This window comes from Pseudomonas sp. A25(2017) (assembly GCF_002001065.1).
Taxonomy (GTDB): domain Bacteria; phylum Pseudomonadota; class Gammaproteobacteria; order Pseudomonadales; family Pseudomonadaceae; genus Aquipseudomonas; species Aquipseudomonas kilonensis.
Genome location: NZ_MUOA01000107.1, coordinates 1 through 17,528, shown reverse-complemented (window position 1 = coordinate 17,528; position 17,528 = coordinate 1). Strand labels below are relative to the sequence as shown.

Annotated in this window: 11 protein-coding genes, 1 rRNA gene and 1 pseudogene; 3 read left to right on the top strand and 10 right to left on the bottom strand. The window is 61.8% G+C overall.

Annotation, left to right across the window (positions count from 1 at the left end):
- A pseudogene (locus B0E42_RS25925) lies at nt 1-293 on the bottom strand (sulfite exporter TauE/SafE family protein); the annotation flags it as partial.
- A 214-nt stretch (nt 294-507) separates the two neighbouring features.
- Between B0E42_RS25925 and B0E42_RS25920 the strand changes: the two are divergent.
- On the top strand, nt 508-1,389 hold the full coding sequence (locus B0E42_RS25920) for a LysR substrate-binding domain-containing protein (protein ID WP_077508293.1): 882 nt from the start codon (nt 508-510) through the stop codon (nt 1,387-1,389).
- 97 nt (nt 1,390-1,486) lie between these two features.
- Complete coding sequence (locus tag B0E42_RS25915) at nt 1,487-1,831, top strand: cupin domain-containing protein (protein WP_003197542.1); 345 nt, start codon at nt 1,487-1,489, stop codon at nt 1,829-1,831.
- Between the two features lie 215 nt (nt 1,832-2,046).
- Here B0E42_RS25915 and mmsB read toward each other — a convergent pair whose 3' ends face one another.
- Nucleotides 2,047-2,934, bottom strand: coding sequence for a 3-hydroxyisobutyrate dehydrogenase (gene mmsB, locus B0E42_RS25910; protein WP_046063065.1), 888 nt, complete (start codon nt 2,932-2,934; stop codon nt 2,047-2,049).
- Between the two features lie 10 nt (nt 2,935-2,944).
- Nucleotides 2,945-4,471: a CoA-acylating methylmalonate-semialdehyde dehydrogenase gene (locus B0E42_RS25905; protein WP_077508289.1), complete on the bottom strand. Its 1,527-nt coding sequence runs from the start codon at nt 4,469-4,471 to the stop codon at nt 2,945-2,947.
- Between the two features lie 140 nt (nt 4,472-4,611).
- On the opposite strand from B0E42_RS25905, the gene B0E42_RS25900 reads away from it, so the two are divergent.
- The gene (locus B0E42_RS25900) at nt 4,612-5,559 is read left to right on the top strand and encodes a LysR family transcriptional regulator (RefSeq protein ID WP_024617832.1); all 948 of its coding nucleotides are present in this window, start codon (nt 4,612-4,614) and stop codon (nt 5,557-5,559) included.
- Here the strand turns inward: B0E42_RS25900 and B0E42_RS25895 are convergent.
- The 7 genes from B0E42_RS25895 to rrf form a co-directional block, all read right to left on the bottom strand.
- Nucleotides 5,556-6,059: an OmpA family protein gene (locus B0E42_RS25895; RefSeq protein WP_077508286.1), complete on the bottom strand. Its 504-nt coding sequence runs from the start codon at nt 6,057-6,059 to the stop codon at nt 5,556-5,558. The two genes, B0E42_RS25900 and B0E42_RS25895, sit on opposite strands and share 4 nt — an antisense overlap.
- Nucleotides 6,060-6,062: 3 nt before the next feature.
- Entirely contained in the window at nt 6,063-7,331 is a 1,269-nt protein-coding gene (locus B0E42_RS25890; protein WP_077508283.1) for a diguanylate cyclase domain-containing protein, read from the bottom strand.
- Nucleotides 7,328-7,900 carry a YfiR family protein gene (locus B0E42_RS25885; RefSeq protein WP_053185505.1) on the bottom strand — a complete coding sequence of 191 codons (573 nt, stop codon included), beginning with the start codon at nt 7,898-7,900 and terminating at the stop codon, nt 7,328-7,330. The genes B0E42_RS25890 and B0E42_RS25885 overlap by 4 nt, the downstream gene beginning before the upstream one ends.
- 139 nt (nt 7,901-8,039) lie before the next feature.
- Nucleotides 8,040-10,136, bottom strand: a complete 2,097-nt coding sequence (gene recD / locus B0E42_RS25880) for an exodeoxyribonuclease V subunit alpha (protein ID WP_077508280.1) — start codon at nt 10,134-10,136, stop codon at nt 8,040-8,042.
- Nucleotides 10,133-13,822 (bottom strand): exodeoxyribonuclease V subunit beta, encoded by a 3,690-nt coding sequence (gene recB, locus B0E42_RS25875; RefSeq protein ID WP_077508277.1) that lies wholly within the window; start codon nt 13,820-13,822, stop codon nt 10,133-10,135. The genes recD and recB overlap by 4 nt, the downstream gene beginning before the upstream one ends.
- On the bottom strand, nt 13,819-17,271 hold the full coding sequence (gene recC, locus B0E42_RS25870; protein ID WP_053178025.1) for an exodeoxyribonuclease V subunit gamma: 3,453 nt from the start codon (nt 17,269-17,271) through the stop codon (nt 13,819-13,821). Before recC ends, recB begins: the two co-directional genes overlap by 4 nt.
- A 157-nt stretch (nt 17,272-17,428) precedes the next feature.
- Nucleotides 17,429-17,528, bottom strand: a 5S ribosomal RNA gene (rrf, locus tag B0E42_RS25865); the annotation flags it as partial.

Genomic DNA, 17,528 nt, shown 5'->3' with positions numbered 1-17,528 from the left:
GTACCGAGCCCGGTGCCAATGAAAATCGCCAGCAGCAGCGGCCACAGGCGCCGGAGCAGGGCTTGCAGATGACCGCCAAACGCCAATTGCCAGAGATTGGTCAGGGTCGCCGGGATGATGAGCAGCGCCGCAGCCTGCGCCGGGGCCATAGCCAGTCCAAGCAAGCCCATGGAGATGGTCGGCAAGCCGAGGCCAATCACACCCTTGATGGTGCCGGCCAGCAGGAAGGTGCCGATAACCAGCAGGGAAAGGGCCAGGCCGAGGTTCTGATAAAAAGCGATGAGTGTGTTCATGGGGGTATCGTGCGCCCCGGGGCTTGGCTTGAAAATCTGCCATATACTGAGGGTGCCTCTCTTGCGGCAAGAGGCTGAAAACTTTTTTGGTGCTACTGGCGCCTTCGCGAGCAAGCCCGCTCCCACAGTTGAAATGCAATCCCCTGTGGGAGCGGGCTTGCTCGCGAAGGCGCCACATCAGGCACCACAGCACTTGAGACAGGATCACCTGCCCATGCACTTCGACCTCACCGACCTGCGCCTCTACCTGAACATCCTCGACACCGGCAACATCACCGCCGGCGCCGCTCGCAGCCATTTGTCCCTGGCCGCGGCCAGCGCACGAGTGCGGGCCATGGAAGCGTCCCTGGGCATCGACCTGCTTGAACGCGGGCGGCGTGGCGTAACGCCTACGCCCGCGGGCAAAGCCCTGGCCGAGCACGCCCGGATCCTGCTGCAACAGGCCGAACGCCTGCGACAGGACCTGGCCGAATACGCCAAAGGCGTCAAAGGCCGGGTGCGGCTGCTGTGCAACACCAGCGCCATGACCGAATACCTGCCCGAGCTGCTGGCCGGCTTTCTCCAGGCCCATCCCAACCTCGACATTGACCTGCAGGAATTGCCCAGCTCACGGATCACCCATGCGCTGCGCCAAGGCGCGGCAGACCTCGGGATCGTTTCCGACGCAGTGGACACCGATGGCCTTCAGACCTGGCCTTTTCGCGACGATCCGCTGGTATTGATCCTACCGACCGGACACCCCCTGGCTGACGGTCGCGCCGTACGTTTCAGCGAGACCCTCAGCCACGATTATGTCGGCCTGAACGCCTCCAGCGCCCTGGCGATCCACCTGGAAGAGCAGGCCCTGCACATCGGGTCACGCATGCAAGTGCGCATTCGCGCCGAGGGTTTCGACGGGATGATTCGCATGGTGGCCCATGGTGCAGGCATTGCCATCGTGCCGAAGGCTGCCATCGACCGGCGCCCACCCGAGCCTTCGTATCAATGCGTCCCACTGCAAGAGGCTTGGGCACACCGGGCGTTGCTGCTGTGCGCCCGCAACTTCGACGGTTTGCCGGCCTACGCCATGGCCCTGGCTCGGCATCTGGCTGATTGATGCGCGCTTCTGGATAGCCCGGTGTCGACCACAGACATCTACCCGCTCATGCCGCGCGTTAGGGTGCCTGTTCTCTTCTGCCCCTTTCGGAGCTCACATGACCGCACCCATCACCGTCCTGCGCGACACCCATCCGCTGCCCGTACTCGACGCCTGCAAATGGGAAAAACTCGAAGGCGACCCGCACACCGTCAACCTCAACGCCTACACCAGCGAAGACGGCAGCAAGATCATGGGCACCTGGATCTGCACACCCGGCAAATGGCGTGTGGATTATGTGAAGTGGGAGTACTGCCATTTCCAGGAAGGCTACTGCATCATCACCCCGGACGGCATGGCGCCGATCCATCTGCGGGCCGGTGACATCTTCGTCGTCGAGCCAGGCATGAAAGGCACCTGGGAAGTGGTCGAGACCGTGCGCAAATATTTCGTCTTTGCCTGAAACAAAAAACCGAGAGCCCACCCGACAGGGTCTCTCGGAAAACAACTTTGTAGATTGCGCAGCCTCTGTGGCGACGGAGCAATCTGTGGGAGCAAGGCTTGCCCGCGATTACAGGCACCTCGTTCTCTCAGAGACCGCATCGCCTGTCATCGCGGGCAAGCCTTGCTCCCACAGATAATTGCCCTTGCCACAAAAGCCCGTCGATATCGCCGCTCTTACTGCGGCTTGCGATAGCTGTTCACAATCGCCGAAAAGTCCTTCCCGCCCTCGCCCCGCTGGCTCATCGCCTGGTACAACTGCTGCGCCACCGCCCCCAGCACCACCGGCTGATGGGCCTGCCGCGCGGCTTCGGTCGCCAGGCCCAGGTCCTTGAGCATCAGGTCGGCGCCAAAGCCACCCGTGTAGCCGCGGGACGCCGGTGCCGTTTCGATCACGCCCGGCCATGGGTTGTAGGTGTCCGAACTCCAGCAACGGCCCGTCGAGCTGTTGATGATGCCGGCCAACACCTGGGTGTCGATCCCCAAGGCATCGCCCAACGCCATGGCTTCGCTGACGCCGACCATGGAAATCCCCAGCAGCAGGTTGTTGCAGATCTTGGCGATCTGCCCCGTGCCGACTTCGCCACAGTGCACAATGTTACGACCCATTTGCGCCAGCACCGGTTGCAAGGTGGCAAACAACTCGGCCGTGGCACCGACCATGAAGGTCAACGTGCCCGCCGCCGCACCACCGGTGCCACCCGAGACCGGCGCATCGGCCATCGCCACCCCTTGTTTCGCCGCGGCAGCCGCCACGTCGCGGGCGGTTTGTGGATCGATGGTGCTGCAATCCACCGCTGGCGTACCGGCAGCGATGCCGGCCAGCACGCCGTCTTCACCCAGCCAGACACTGCGCACATGGGCGGCGGCCGGCAGCATGGTGATCACCAGAGCAGCGCCCTGGGCCGCGTCGCGCGGCGAGGCGCTGATCGTGCCACCCAACGCCGCCAGTTCAGCCAGCACCGTCTGGTTCAGGTCGAACAGGTTCAGCGAATGGCCAGCCTTGAGCAGGTTGCGTGCCATGGGGGCGCCCATGTTGCCCAGGCCGATAAATGCGATGTTCATGTCCGGCTCCTTAACGCAAATTGATGGTGGTGTTCACACCGTCATTGACGCTGTCATCATCGAACCAGCGCGCGGTCACGGTCTTGGTCTGAGTGTAGAACTGCACCACTTGTTTGCCGTACGGACCAAGGTCACCGAGTTTCGAACCACGGGAACCGGTGAAGCTGAAGAACGGCACCGGTACAGGGATCGGAATGTTGATGCCCACCTGGCCGACGTCGATTTCGCTCTGGAATTTGCGCGCCGCCGCGCCGCTCTGGGTGAACAGGCCGGTGCCGTTACCGAATGGGTTGGCGTTGACCAGGGCAATCGCCTGATCCAGGGTGTCGACTTCCAACACCACCAGCACCGGGCCGAAGATTTCTTCGGTGTAGATACGCATGTCGGTGGTCACACCGGAAAACAGGGTCGGGCCAACAAAATTGCCCTGCTCGAAACCCGGCACGCTGATGCCACGACCATCGAGCTCCAGCTTCGCCCCTTGCTGCACGCCACTTTCGATCAATTCGAGGATCCGTGCCTTGGCGCGCTTGGAAATCACCGGCCCGACGTCAGTGCCCGGCTCGCTGCCGGCATTGACCTTGAGCTTCTGTGCCAGGGCCTTGAGCTCCGGCAACCACTGCTTGGCCGCGCCCACCAGCACCACCGCGGAAGTGGCCATGCAACGCTGGCCCGCCGCGCCGAAACCGGCGCCGACCAAGGCGTTGAGGGTCTGTTCACGATTGGCATCAGGCAACACCACCGCGTGGTTCTTGGCGCCCATCATCGACTGCACGCGCTTGCCGTGACGACCCGCCAGGTCATACACGTGGGTGCCGACCGCCGTCGAACCGACGAACGAAACCGCCTTGATGTCCTTGTGAGTGCAAAGCGCATCCACCACGTCCTTGCCGCCGTGTACCACGTTGAGCACGCCCGCCGGCACGCCGGCCTCGATGGCCAGTTCCACCAGGAGCATGGTCGACAGCGGGTCCTGTTCCGATGGCTTGAGCACAAACGTGTTGCCGCAGGCGATGGCCATCGGGAACATCCACAGCGGAATCATCGCCGGGAAGTTGAACGGGGTAATGCCCGCACACACACCAATCGGCTGGCGCAGCGTGTAGGTATCAACGCCACCGGCAACGTTCTCGACGAACTCACCCATCTGCAGGGTGCCGATGGAACAGGCGTGCTCGACCACTTCCAGGCCACGGAAAATATCGCCCTCGGCGTCAGCGATGGTCTTGCCCTGTTCGGCGCTGAGCACCACGGCGATACGCTTGGAATGCTCGCGGATCAACGCCTGGAGCTTGAGCATGATGCGCATCCGCGCGCCGATGGGCGTCAGTTTCCAGGTCTGGAAAGCACGCTGGGCAGCGGCGATGGCGGCATCGACTTCCGAGGCCGTGGCGAACGGAACCTTTGCCAACACCTGCTGGGTGGCCGGGTTGACGATGTCGTGCCATTCGCTGGATTGGGATTCAACCCACTCGCCATCGATCAGCAGTCTGACGGTTTGCAGGGTGGTGTCGCTGGGCGTAAGGGAAACGTTCATGCTGGCCTCCGGGATTGTTCTTATAGAGAGCGTTGGTTCAGCAAAAACCAAGGTGCATAGGACACGCTTGGTGATGAGACTGTTTTTGGAGTATAGATGTGCAAACTTCTAATAAGAATGCACATAAAAGCCGGTCCAACATGCAAAAAAACATCACCTCCCTGGGGTCGCTGAATTGGGACGACCTCAAGTTTTTCCTCGAAGTGGCCCGCACCCGCAAGGCCAGCACGGCCGCCAAGCGCCTGGCCGTCGACTACACCACGGTGTCGCGGCGCATCAGCTCGCTGGAAGCCTCATTGGGCACGCTGCTGTTCGAGAAATCCCGGACCAACGGTTTTGTCCTGACGGCCGAAGGCCAGCGCCTGCTGGGTTACGCCGAATCGATCGAAAGCACCCTGCACATGGCCTGCGAACAGGTCTCAGGCTCTGGCGTCGCGCTGTCCGGCCACGTGCGCATGGGCTGCACCGAAGGCTTCGGCAGCTTCTTCATCACCCCGCAACTGAGCCACTTCGTCGACGCCTACCCGGCCATTTCGGTAGACATCCTCCCGCTGCCGCACTTCATCAGCCTCTCCAAGCGCGAAGCCGACATCGTCATCGCCCTCGAACGCCCCGAACATGGCCCGTATGTGTGCTGCAAATTGTGCGACTACCGACTGCAGCTCTACGCCACCCAGCAATACCTGGACAACCACCCACCCATCCAGCGCCCGGCCGACCTGGGCAAGCACTCGTTCATCAGCTACGTGGATGACCTGGCGTTCAGTTCCGAATTGCTCTACCTGGCCAACGTCCTGCCCGGCGCCAATGCCCACCTGCGCAGCACCAGCGTGATCGCGCAATTCGTGGCAGCGCAGCAAGGCCGCTCGCTGGCCATCCTGCCCTGCTTCCTCGCCGCCCAGGACCCACGGTTGTTGCCGGTGTTGCCGGAGGACATCACCGTCACCCGGCAGTTCTGGATGTACTGCCGGGAGGACTTGAGGAAGCTGAAGCGGATTACGTTGTTGTGGGATTACATTCGCGAAGTGACTGAACAGAACCAGCCATTGCTGATGGGCGACAGCCGGGAGATGGTGTTCGCCGACTAGTCGGCGATGACCACGATGGCGACACGGCGGTTTTCGGTGCGGCCGCTGGCGGTGTCGTTGGAGGCGACCGGTTTGCTGCTGCCCAGGCCGCGCAGTTGGACGTTCTCTTCGCGCATGCCAACGCTTGTCAGCACCTTGCTCACGCTGGCGGCCCGCCGCTTCGACAGTTGTTCGTTGTAGGCCTGTGAGCCCGATGCGTCGGTATGGCCATCGACACGTACCCGCTCGATGCCCGCTCCCAGCAACGCCTTGCCGATGCGCTCGACGATTTCGGTACTGGCCGGATTGAGGTTTTCCACATCGCTGCCAAACAGCACCTTGCCCGACAAACCGAAGGCCCAGCCATCGTCAGTCAGCTCGAAACCTTGTTGCTTGAGTACGGCAATTTGCGCCGGGGTCAGGCCTTTCGGCGGTGCTGTCTGGCAACCGCTCAGGACCACGACGGCAAGCAGGAAAAGTGCCGCGAACCAGCGCAGGGAAAGTTGAAGGGATGAACGCACGAGTCAGCTCCTGGTTTGAAGATCAGCGACGGAATGATCCGACCCCGCCGTATGTTGACCGCCTCGGGCGAGGCGTTTGGCTTGATACATGGCCGCATCGGCGGCGTGGAGCAGGGTGCTCGGTGTGGCACCATGATCCGGGTAGAGGGCAATGCCGATACTGAGGGAGGTCAACACGGAGGCGTTACCGGGCAATTGAATCGGCATTTCCATGCTGGCGATGATCTTTTCAGCGATCCGCTCGGCGTCCTCGGCCTTGTGCAAGGGCGCCAGCAGCACGGCGAATTCGTCGCCCCCCAAGCGCGCGACCAAGTCGTCCTCGCGCAACTGTGCCCGGACCCGAGTCGCCACGGCCGTCAGCACCGCGTCGCCGGCGGCGTGGCCGAAGTTGTCATTGATGCCCTTGAACCGATCACTGTCCAGGTACAGCACGGCCACTTGCTCATTGTGCTTGTTGGCATTGCGCAAGGCGCGAATCAGCCGGCCTTCGAACAGCGCCCGGTTCGGCAAGCCGGTCAAGCTGTCGTGACTGGCCTGGTGGGCCAGGGTTTCGTTTTCGCTTTGCAGGTGAGTCTGCCAGGATTCCAGTTCATCAAGCAGTGCGTTGAAGTCATTGGCCAGGTTATCCAGTTCGGCGATGGCTGCTGGTGGCACGCGTCGGTCCAGGGCTCGTTCACTGCGGGCCGCGTGGGCCACCTCGGCCAGGCTGCGCAGCGGCCCGGTGATCGCCCGCAACTGGCGCCGCGCCAGGTAAAGCGCCACCCAGGCACTCACCGCCGTGCATAGGATGATCCCCGCCAGACCGCTGAGCAAAAAGCGCAACAGGCTGCCGCCATGCCCCGCCAACACGATGCGACCGATGTTCTGCCCTTGATGAACGATCGGCAGGCTGATGGGCTTTTCCAGGAATGCCTTGGCAATGTGCACTTCCAGTTCTGACAACAGGCCGGTTTGCGGTCGTTGCCAGCGCGCCAACAGACGGCCATTTTCATTGAACACCTCGGCATCGGCGACTTCCTCGGTAGAGGCGATCAAGGCCAGTGCTTCGGTGGCCGCGGCCGAATCATCGAAAACCACGGCGGCTTCTACGGTGTAGTTGATCGAACGGGCGATCAAGTGCAGGTTGTGGTCGGCGTAGACCCGCAACGCCAGCAGCCCGAGCAAGGTCAGGGACACACTGGCCATGGAAATGGCCACTAATGCGACGATCAGATGACCGCGACCGATGACCGAGCCCAGGGTGGGACGGCCCCGTGGTTTGCTCTGCTTCATGGCGTTGCGGACCTGCGGCGGGAAAGCTGCAGCACACTCGGATGGATGCGCACGCCACTGCGTGCCACGGAATCGAGGTTGACCTCGAAAGACACTTGTTCATCACCGACCCGCAGGCAGAACAGGCTACCCACGGTGCACTGGTCGCCGCCTTCACTGATGCTCAACACTGGCTTGCCGATCAAGGACGCAAACAGACGGGCGTGCTCATCGTTGGTCAGCCTGCCGACATAGACCGCGTTGCACTCAGTGGCGATATCGGGATGATCGGCCAGCAACCGCTGCACAGTCACCGGCCGCCCCGTGGCCTGGGTGGTGCCCTTGACCAGATCATCGGTGTATTGGGTCGGCCCGACGATGCACAGTTGCAGTTGGGTGGGCTCCACAGGCCAACGGGCGTAGCTGAGGATTCCCAGCACAACCTGGGTCACCGCTTCGGCCCGCTGCTCGGCCTGGGTCGTCGCCTGCTCTTCGGCTACCACGACAGGCAACAGCAGACACAAAAGGCCGGCAAGCAGAAAATGCCCCCAGCCTTTGCCGCGCACTGCCTCCCGTACAGGCACTTTCATGGAAAGTCTCTTGATCCAAGCGATAAGTGCCGGAACGATAGCACAGTGCCAAAAAGCCAGCGAGACAGCGTGTTACGTAGGCTTGGGAGCGAAACAGCCCAAGCTGGCACAAGGGCATGATTCCTTGAAAGCTGATGATTCAGTCAGCCTGCTCCAACGCCAGCATTAAACCGCTCAAGCGCTTGACCTTGCGCCTGACCGCCTCTTCGAAGACCCCCGCCCGCGGTTCGATCAGGCTGAACCATTGCTTGCCCCGGGTAATGGCGGTGTACACCAACTCCTTGGTCAATACCGGGTTCAGCGCATCCGGGAGGATCAACGCGGTGTGGGTGAATTCCGAGCCCTGGGATTTATGCACCGTCATGGCATACACGGTTTCCACATCATTCAGGCGGCTGGGCAGGACGAAACGCACACCGCCCTGGCCGTCGTTGCGCGGGAAAGCGACCCGCAGAACCTGTTTGCCGGCATCGGGGCCGTCACGCTCGGGCAACTTGAGGGCGATACCGATATCGCCGTTCATCAGCCCCAGCCCATAGTCGTTGCGGGTCATCAGCACCGGGCGCCCTTCGTACCACTGGTGATCGCTATCGATAAGACGGGCCTTGAGCAAGGCGGCGGTGATTCGCAGGTTCAGTCCTTCGACGCCCCACGGACCTTTGCGCACCGCGCAAAGCAATTGGAATTCGTCGAAGGCCGCCAGGACTTCCCGGGCCCAATCGGCCCAGCAACGGTCCTCCAGCGGGCGAGAAATGGCCGGGCGTCGCTGCCGTAGCAGGCTCAGGTAATGCCGATAACCCTGAGGCCCTTCTGGCTTGCCGTCGAGTAACAGCTTTTCCAGTTTCGTGTCGTGTTCACTCGCCAATTTCAGGGAAGACAGATCGGCATGCTGCCCTTGCTCCAGCAACTGACGGGCTTTTTCAGGCTGCTGCTGGTTGACCCAGCGAGCCAGCTGACCGATCCCGCTGCCTTCGCCGAAGCGCCGGGAATGCCTGAGCATGACCACTTGCTGTGCCAGGGGATGAGTGCCGTCGAGGTCATGTCGCAGGTCACTGGCCGCCAGGTTTTCACCACTGACCGACTCAAGCCAGGCTCGGGTCCGGGGGCTGTACCAGCCCTCCTCGGCGTCTCGACACAAATCCCCCAGCACCGCACCGGCCTCAACGGAGGCCAACTGGTCCTTGTCCCCCAGCAACACCAACCGTGCATGGGCCGGCAGGGCATCCAGCAGATTGGCCATCATCTCCAGGTCGATCATCGACGCTTCATCGACCACCAGCACATCCAGTGGCAAGCGATTGCCTGCATGGTGGCGAAAATGCCGGGTGCCGGGGCGGCTGCCCAGCAAACGATGGACTGTCGTGACGTCGCAGGGAATCCGTTCGCGCACAGCCTCGTCCACATCCAGGGTCCGGACCTGCTGGCTGATGGATTCGGTCAGGCGCGCCGCCGCCTTGCCAGTGGGCGCGGCCAGGCGAATCCGCAGCGGCTTCCCGGCCTCGACGGCCGGTGCCTGGAGCAGGGCCAGCAGGCGCACAACGGTCGTGGTCTTGCCGGTGCCTGGGCCACCGGTCACGATGCTGAAGGCCCCGCGGGTCGCCAGCGCGCAGGCCAGTTTCTGCCAATCGATCGGGACGCTGGCATTGGCCGGCCCGAACAACCCGTCCAAACGCTCGCGCAGGTCACCGGGCGCCGCTTCATGCTCGATAAGCCGTTGACGCAACGCTTCATCGATCCGCCGTTCATAACCCCAGTAGCGACGCAGATAAAGACGTTTGCCGGACAGCACCAACGGGCGTTGCTGCGCCTCTTCGCTCCCATCCACGGCCAGGGCCACCAGACGACTGGACGCCAGGGCCTTGCACCAATGGACGCCGTCCAGTGTCGCCAATATTTGCGATGGCAACAGCATGACGCCCGTCTGCAGGTCACCCTCGGGAGGCAGCGACAGCGCAAAATCCGGTTCCTTGAGGGTCTCGAACACATCCAGGCAAACATGGCCGTGGCCCAGTTGATGGCTGGTCAATGCAGCAGCGAGCAGAACCAAAGGATCATCATCGGGCGCCAGCTCATGGAGGAACGCCACGAATGCCTTGTCCAGGGCACGCAACCAGCCGCGCTCGACCCAGCGCGTCAGTAACAACAGCAGGTCCTGCGCACGGCTCAAGGGCGCCAACTCCACCAGGCTTTCGTCGTCGGACGATTTGGGCAGCAGGTCGGCAAAAGAACGACTCATAGCAACTCTCCCTGTACCCACGCCGGTTCAGCCTTGGGTTCGGGCGCCCCCTGGAACAGGCGATCCAGTTGTTCGATCAATGCCCGTGGCGGCTTGGTGAAATACACCCCCTGGCTGGCTGAGCGGGTTCCGCGAAGGAACAGGTACAACGCGCCGCCGACATGCCGGTCGTAGTCGTAATCGGGGAGCCGTGCCTTGAGCTGGCGATGCAGGGCCAACAGGTACAGCACGTATTGCAGGTCGTAGCGATGGTCCAGGATCGACTGTTCCATGGCCGGTACGGTGTAGGCCATGTCATCGACACCCAGCCAGTTGGATTTGTAATCGGCCACGTAGTACCGACCGTCGTGCTCGAACGTCAGATCGATGAAGCCCTTGAACATGCCGTTGAGCAGCACCGGCTCCGCCGCAACGCGGGCCACACCGCCATGGGTGAACCGGCAAACCAGCTGGTCGAGCTTTTGCACATCGACCTTGTGGCTGGCGAACCAGAACTCCATCTCGACCTGGAATCGGCTCAAGTGTTCGAGCACCACTGGCGCCTGGTCGTTGCCGACGTGCATGGGCATCTTGATCAGGTGCTGCAGCCAATCGCTCAGCGTGGCGATCCAGCCTTTCCAGCCTCGGCGACTGCAGCGTCGGGCAATGGCATCCTCGATATCCGTTGGCGCCGATGAAAAGCCCTCCCCAGCGGCCCACTCCAGCAGGCCATGCAGGAAAGTGCCGGGGTTGGGGCCACGGGGAAAGCGGTGGATGTCGCCACCGACAGCGACGGTCTCCCTGGGCGCGTCCGGGTCCAGTCGTTCATCGTCGAACAGTTTCTGGGCCTGGGGACTCTCTGGCGCGGTATCGCTGCCTTCGCTCAGGCTTTCGCTGATGCGCAAGGCACTGTAGGACGCGATCCACCAGTTCTCGCTGGCTTTTCGCAAGGGCACCAAGGGTTCAAGCAACACGGCTTCGTTGCGCGGGGGCCGGTAGTGCTCGTCGGTGGCCTCAGGCATTGGCTGGTAGCTCACCGCGTCACTGCCTTGCTGCAGGTCTTCCAGCCAACGCCTCAACTCCACCGATTCGGCCAGCGGCGCACCACCACCCAACAAGTACCCCAGCGCGGACACATGGAGGATCGAGCGGTTGTTGCTGCCCCGCTTGAGATCCGCGACACCTAGCCAGCAGGCATGTTGCGCGCGGGTCAGGGCCACGTAGAGAAGCCGCAGATCCTCGGCCAGACGCTCGTCATCGGCCTTGGCGATCAATTCGGCAGTGGGCTTGAGGCTGATCTGCGCCTTGTTGGCCTCGTCGTGGTAGTGCAATGGCAATCGACTGCCGTCCACCGGTTTCGTCGAACAGATGAAGGGCAAGAAGACCAACGGATATTCAAGCCCCTTGGACTTGTGGATCGTGACCACCTTGACCAGTTGCTCATCGCTTTCCAGGCGCAGGATCTGCTCTTCTCCCGCTTGCCCGGACAAGGCCAGGTGCTCGGACAAATGCCGGATCAAGGCTTGTTCGCCATCCAGTTCACCGGCTGCCTGCTGCAACAGTTCGCAAAGGTGCAACAAGTTGGTCAGCACCCGCTCGCCGTCGCTGCGCGCCATCAAGGCCTGGGGCAGTTCGAAATCATGCAGCAGACGCCGCAACATCGGCAGCACGCCCTGGCTGCGCCAGACCGTACGATAACCGCGGAATTGCATGACCCGCGCTTCCCAGGCCAGCTCATCCTGATTGAGGCGCTCCAGTTCCGTCAGCGACAGGTTCAACGTGATGCTGGCCAGGGCCGCCCGTAGCGGCCGTTCGGCATCCGGCTCGGCACAGGCCCTGAGCCAGATCAGCAAATCCCGCGCTTCCTGCGAGGCAAAGACCGAATCCTTGTCGGACAGATAGACACTGCGCACGCCCCGCGCGGACAACGCGTCTCGCACCGCCTGCGCTTCTTTACCATCGCGCACCAGGATGGCGATATCTGCCGGGCGCACGCCTCGCAGCACTTTTCCATCGACGGTGAAGCCGTCGCGTCCCGACTGGCCGCCGTTGAGCAACGCCGTGATCTCACTGGCGCAGGTGGCCGCCATGGATTGTCGATACACCGCACCGGAAAGTGGCTGGTCCGACGACAGGTGCCAGATGTTCAGCGCCGCGACCGCCTGCCCAGCGACCTGCAAGGACTCCTTGCGCCCCTGGGACTCGACGGACAGGAACGGCACCGGGTTCTCGCCCGAAGGCTCACGGAACAGAAAAGCCCCACGCCCCTTCGGGCGGGACTCGGCATTCTGGAAAACATGGTTTACCGCGCCGACCATGGCATGACTGGAACGGAAATTCGTGCCCAGCGTGTGCAGCCTGCCAGCAGTGGCTTCGCGAGCACGCAGATAGGTATAGATGTCGGCGCCGCGAAAAGCGTAGATCGCCTGCTTCGGATCGCCGATCAGGAAAAGTCCGGTCCCGAGGTCGTTGTCTTCGATACGGTAGATGCTTTCGAAGATCCGGTATTGAACCGGGTCGGTGTCCTGGAACTCATCGATCAGCGCCACCGGAAACTGTTCGCGGATCAGGCTCGCCAGACGCTCGCCTCCGTCGGCCTGCAAGGCTGCATCGAGACGCAGCAGCATGTCATCGAAGCCCATCTCGGCGCGGCGACGTTTCTCTGCCTCGAAGCGCGCCCCGACCCATTGCGCGGCATGCTGCAACACGGCGGCATCTGGCGTGGGCAACGCATCCAGGCTGGCCTTGAGACTGGCCATGGCGTCCAGCCCGGGATGGTTGGGCACTTCACCTTTCCAGGCTTCGGCCATGCCCTCGGGCGTCAACCGCGTGAATCCGGTGCCGATGTCCAACAGCTCAAGGCTTTCGTCATCAACCCAGGCAGTGATTTTCTGAAACCATGGCTCGAAGTAACGCGCCTGCATCTTGCGCCCGTCGACAGCCTTGCTGGCAACGCCTTGCTGGCAGATCTCCAGCAGTTCCACCGCCCATTGCCGCCACGGCGCCTTGAGATCGAGCAAGGCGGCACTGCGCTCCTGCAAGGCTGCCGCGATGAGTTCGGCAGGCTCAAGCCCGTCACCGTCGCCACGCTCGCTGGAAAACAAACCTCGCACCCGCGGCAACAGCGCAGCAGGCCCTCCCCAATGGGCACGCACCCAGTTCAGCGCCTCGCCTTGCATCGAATAGCAGAACAACCGCCAATAATCGCGCAGAACCTCGCCCAGCAATTCGCTGTGGTCGGTTTCCAGGGTCTGGGTGAACAGGCTACCGCTGTCGAAGGCATGCTCACGCAACATGCGCTGGCACCAGCTATGGATGGTCGAGACGGCTGCTTCGTCCATCCACTGCGCGGCGATGTCCAGCCGGTTCGCGCAACCAGGCCATTGCTCAGCACTGAATTCATCGCGCAACGCGGCGATCAGCGAATCCGGGGCTGGAATCTCGTCGCGAAAGAAACGTGCGGCTTCGGCCAGACGAGTGCGAATTCGTTCACGCAACTCCTTGGTGGCAGCGTCCGTGAAGGTCACCACCAGGATTTGCGGTGGAAGCAACTCGCGGCCGAAGCCGGACGCCGAACCGCCATGCCCCAGCACCAGACGCAGGTACAACGCCGAGATGGTGAAGGTCTTGCCGGTACCGGCGCTGGCCTCGATCAGTTGACTGCCCCGCAGCGGGAAAGCCAGGGCCAATGGTGCCTGCTGACTCATGAACGGGCCTCCTCGCTGACCAATGAACGCCATGGGGCTTCGAGCAATGGTCGGTAGAGTGCATCGCACCAATCGGGGAATGTTTCGTCAGCCATCAAGGCATCGAAATCAGCAAACTGTCGAGCCAACGCCGGGCTTTCCCGCCGTTCGCCTTCAAACGTCTGTCCATCGCCCTCATAGGCTTTGCGAGCCGCCGCTTCGGCCTTGACCGGATCAGTCTGGCCGAGCCAGGCGAAAGCCGTCTTCACCGCGATCGGTAGCGGCTGGCGCATACCGGTCTGCCAGGCCAGCAGCATGTCGCCCAGTAGCCTTTGTGCGACAGTCTCTTCAAAAGGAGCCAGCAGCAAGCTGTCATCACTGGCCACCAAGGCCGTCGTCAACGACAAACCATTAGCGCAGGCCACGAGATGGTTGACCCAAGGCCGTATCAGGCGATGCCACTTACGGGTCTTGGTGGAGCCGATGCTGTTGGGTATGGCCGTGATGGCGAGGACCGCTCCGTCGGAACGCTGGTGCAAACCACTGAGCCAGCCCTCGACATTCACTCCCTGCAATTGCAGGCTGACTGGCACAGCGCTGACCGACGGTGTCGGCCATAACGCCAGAAGCTGTTGGTACCGCTGAAGCAGATCCGGCAGGGGTTCGATCAATTCGCGCTGCATGCATTCACCAAAACCGGCCATGGGTAACAGGCCGCTGTTCTGCAGTCTTTTGGCGTGAGCGGTGAGAGCAAGATCCGGCTGGTCCAGGCGTACCAGGGCGGCCTCGAGCAAGCTGTCACTCAGGCTGTAGCGTTGCAGCGCATCGAGCACAAAAGGTTCGTCATCGGCCAGAGGCGCTTCGATGGCCTCGAAGAACACTTTCAGCCGCTGGCTGAAGAAATGGCGGACAGGATTGCGCAGGAAGTCCTGCAACTGACCGAGGCCCAAGGGTTCTTCCTGAACGTAAGGCTCCAGCACCTGGGTTGTGTCGGCGTCATCGGAGATGTCGTGGAGCATTCGCCATTCGCTGGCGTAACTGAACAGCGCATCGCCTTGATGGAAATAACGCGCACTGAACGGTTGCAGCGGGTGCTCCTGGGTCAGGGCATCGAGAAGATTCTCGCTGTCATCTGCCAACCGCCAACCATTGGCGAGATGATCACGCAGTTGGCCGATCAACACCGATGCCGGGCGCTCGCTGTTGTCGCGAATACTGCGCCCCACCCAACTGATGTACAGCTTTTCCCGGGCAGAAAGCAGCGCTTCCAACAGCAGGTAACGATCGTCCTCACGGCGGGAACGATCGCCCGGACGATAATCGCCGCCCATCAGATCGAAATCCAAGGGTGGCTGGGCTCGCGGGTAATCACCATCATTCATCCCCAGCAGGCACACCAGCTTGAAGGGGATCGCGCGCATTGGCATCAAGGTACAGAAGTTGACTGCGCCGGCCAGGAAACGCTGGGACAGTCGCCCCTGATCCAGCCCGGCCAACCACGCTTCACGCACCACCGTCAGCGGCAATTCATCGTGCAGCCCCACCGACTCACAGGTTTCCAGCCAGGTTTCACGCAAGTCTTCGAGTTGGGCCAGCAAATAGTCGTCATGCTCGTTGCTTGCCTGGAAAAACAGCTGCATCAGATCTTGCAGGCGGGAACCCCATTGCTGCGGCGATGCCGGCCGGGTGAGTTCCTGATGGGCGACTTCCAGGGCATCCAGTAATGCAACCAAGGGACCGATCAACGCCGCATCCAGGCCACCGATCTCGTCATAGGGCTCAATGCCCTCATAAGCGTTCGAACTGCCGACGGCATACCCCAGCAACATGCGACGCAAGCCGAAATGCCAGCTGTTCTGCTCAAGCTCGGCAGGCAGGCCCAAGCCGGCACGGTGTTCGGCGCTCATCCCCCAGCGAATGCCGGCGCCTTCGATCCAGCGGTGCAGTGTCGGCAGGTCGGCCTCATCGATGCCAAACCGTTCGCGCAACGCGGGAACATCCAACAGATCGAGGATTTCGCTGACCGGGAAACGACTGTCCGGCAGCTTGAGCAAATGCTCGACGGCGATCAGCAATGGATCACGTCCACGCTGGCCCTGGTCGGTCAGCGTGAAGGGAATGAAACGCGGGTCGTTCCTGTCGAGCTGGCCGAACACTGCACGAATGTGCGGTGCATAACTGTCGATGTCCGGGACCATGACGATGATATCCCGTGGGCGCAGGGTCGGATCCGCACTGAAGTGGGCCAGCAATTGGTCGTGGAGAATTTCGACTTCACGCTGGGCGCCATGGGCCACATGAAAACGGATCGAGCCGTCTCGCTCCGGATCGACGACAGGCCAGTGCTCCCGGGTTTCATTCAGGGGGCGCAGCTCCAGGATGTCATCCTGCAACTGGCTGAGAAGGGTCGTGGGGGTCCCATCGGTGAACAGGTCGATTCGCCCATCGCGAAATACCGAGCGATAGCTGTTGGGATCATCGTAGCTGTCGAGCAGGTTGATATAGTCGCGCCCTTGCTTGCCCCAGGCGGCCAATAACGGATGGGCATGTTGATGCAGGGTTTGCGGATCAAGGACGACGGGCATGCTAGCCTTGCGTGCCTGGCGCTTGTATTGATGACGCAACAAGTCCTTGTCGGCGACGATGTCCGCCCAATGATGGCGACACGGGTTATGCACGCAGAGCAGAACCTGGCTGAACCGGGAAAGGCCGGCGAGCGCCTCCAGGACCTGGGCAGGCAAGGAAGAAATACCAAACACGATGACCCGTGCGGGCAGGCCTTTCGGAGCGGCTTCCAGGCTGTTGATACGTTCGATGTAGCGCTGATGAACGCCGGCACGGCTTTGCGCCATGCCTTGTTCCCCGACATCCAGTAGCAAGGCTCGCCACAGTTCCGCTTGCCAGCAATTTGCCGGCGCGAGCGGCTTTATTTCGCCTCGGACATTTCTGGTCTGGTGTCGACCTTCGGCCCAATCCTCAAGCCAGTCGGCCCGGTAGACCTGGTACTGGTCGAACAGATCGGCAAGACGCTCGGACAGTTGATAGCGCTTGCGCAAGTCGGTGTCGTGGGTAAGAAATCGTCGCAGAGGTTCGAAATGAGGCTGCTCGATCAACTGCGGCAGCAGACGCATCAGGCGCCAGGTCAGCGGAGCTTTATCCAGCAGGGACTTGGCCGGAATTTCGTCACGTCCCAGGACTGTTCGATAAAGCTGCCACATGAAACTGCCCGGCAGCTGTACATCAATGGCTGCCGCAATACCGCAACCGCCGGAATCATCGTCTTCCGGGTCTTCAGCCAGCGCGAGCTTGAGCCATTGGGCAATGCCGTTGCTCTGTACCAGGGCGATTTCATTTTCAAGGGGGGCCAGCGGGTAGCGCCGCATCAAGCTGATCACCAGGCTGCGCAATTCATCAAGGCGATTCCCGTGAACCACCATGAAAGCAGGGCTGAGGGACGTTGCGTCCGGCATGAAAGGCATCCTTGAAAATGCAAAAGCTAGGGGCAGAACCTTAGCACTGTCGGGGGGTTGTGACAGCCGGGAGCTGTCCGCGCTTGTCGTAAGAACTTTCCTGAGGACAAAAACAAAACCCCTACCTGCGTCAGCAGATAGGGGTTTCGGAATTTAATCTTGACGATGACCTACTCTCACATGGGGAAACCCCACACTACCATCGGCGATGCATCGTTTCACTGCTGAGTTCGGGATGGGATCAGGTGGTTCCAATG

Excerpts from the sequence above, each read along its gene's own strand:
- recB (WP_077508277.1), bottom strand. The coding sequence starts at position 13,822 with ATGAGTCAGCAGGCACCATTGGCCCTGGCTTTCCCGCTGCGGGGCAGT.
- recC (WP_053178025.1), bottom strand. The coding sequence starts at position 17,271 with ATGCCGGACGCAACGTCCCTCAGCCCTGCTTTCATGGTGGTTCACGGG.
- mmsB (WP_046063065.1), bottom strand. The coding sequence starts at position 2,934 with ATGAACATCGCATTTATCGGCCTGGGCAACATGGGCGCCCCCATGGCA.
- B0E42_RS25885 (WP_053185505.1), bottom strand. The coding sequence starts at position 7,900 with ATGAAAGTGCCTGTACGGGAGGCAGTGCGCGGCAAAGGCTGGGGGCAT.
- recD (WP_077508280.1), bottom strand. The coding sequence starts at position 10,136 with ATGAGTCGTTCTTTTGCCGACCTGCTGCCCAAATCGTCCGACGACGAA.
- B0E42_RS25915 (WP_003197542.1), top strand. The coding sequence starts at position 1,487 with ATGACCGCACCCATCACCGTCCTGCGCGACACCCATCCGCTGCCCGTA.
- B0E42_RS25905 (WP_077508289.1), bottom strand. The coding sequence starts at position 4,471 with ATGAACGTTTCCCTTACGCCCAGCGACACCACCCTGCAAACCGTCAGA.
- B0E42_RS25920 (WP_077508293.1), top strand. The coding sequence starts at position 508 with ATGCACTTCGACCTCACCGACCTGCGCCTCTACCTGAACATCCTCGAC.
- B0E42_RS25900 (WP_024617832.1), top strand. The coding sequence starts at position 4,612 with ATGCAAAAAAACATCACCTCCCTGGGGTCGCTGAATTGGGACGACCTC.
- B0E42_RS25890 (WP_077508283.1), bottom strand. The coding sequence starts at position 7,331 with ATGAAGCAGAGCAAACCACGGGGCCGTCCCACCCTGGGCTCGGTCATC.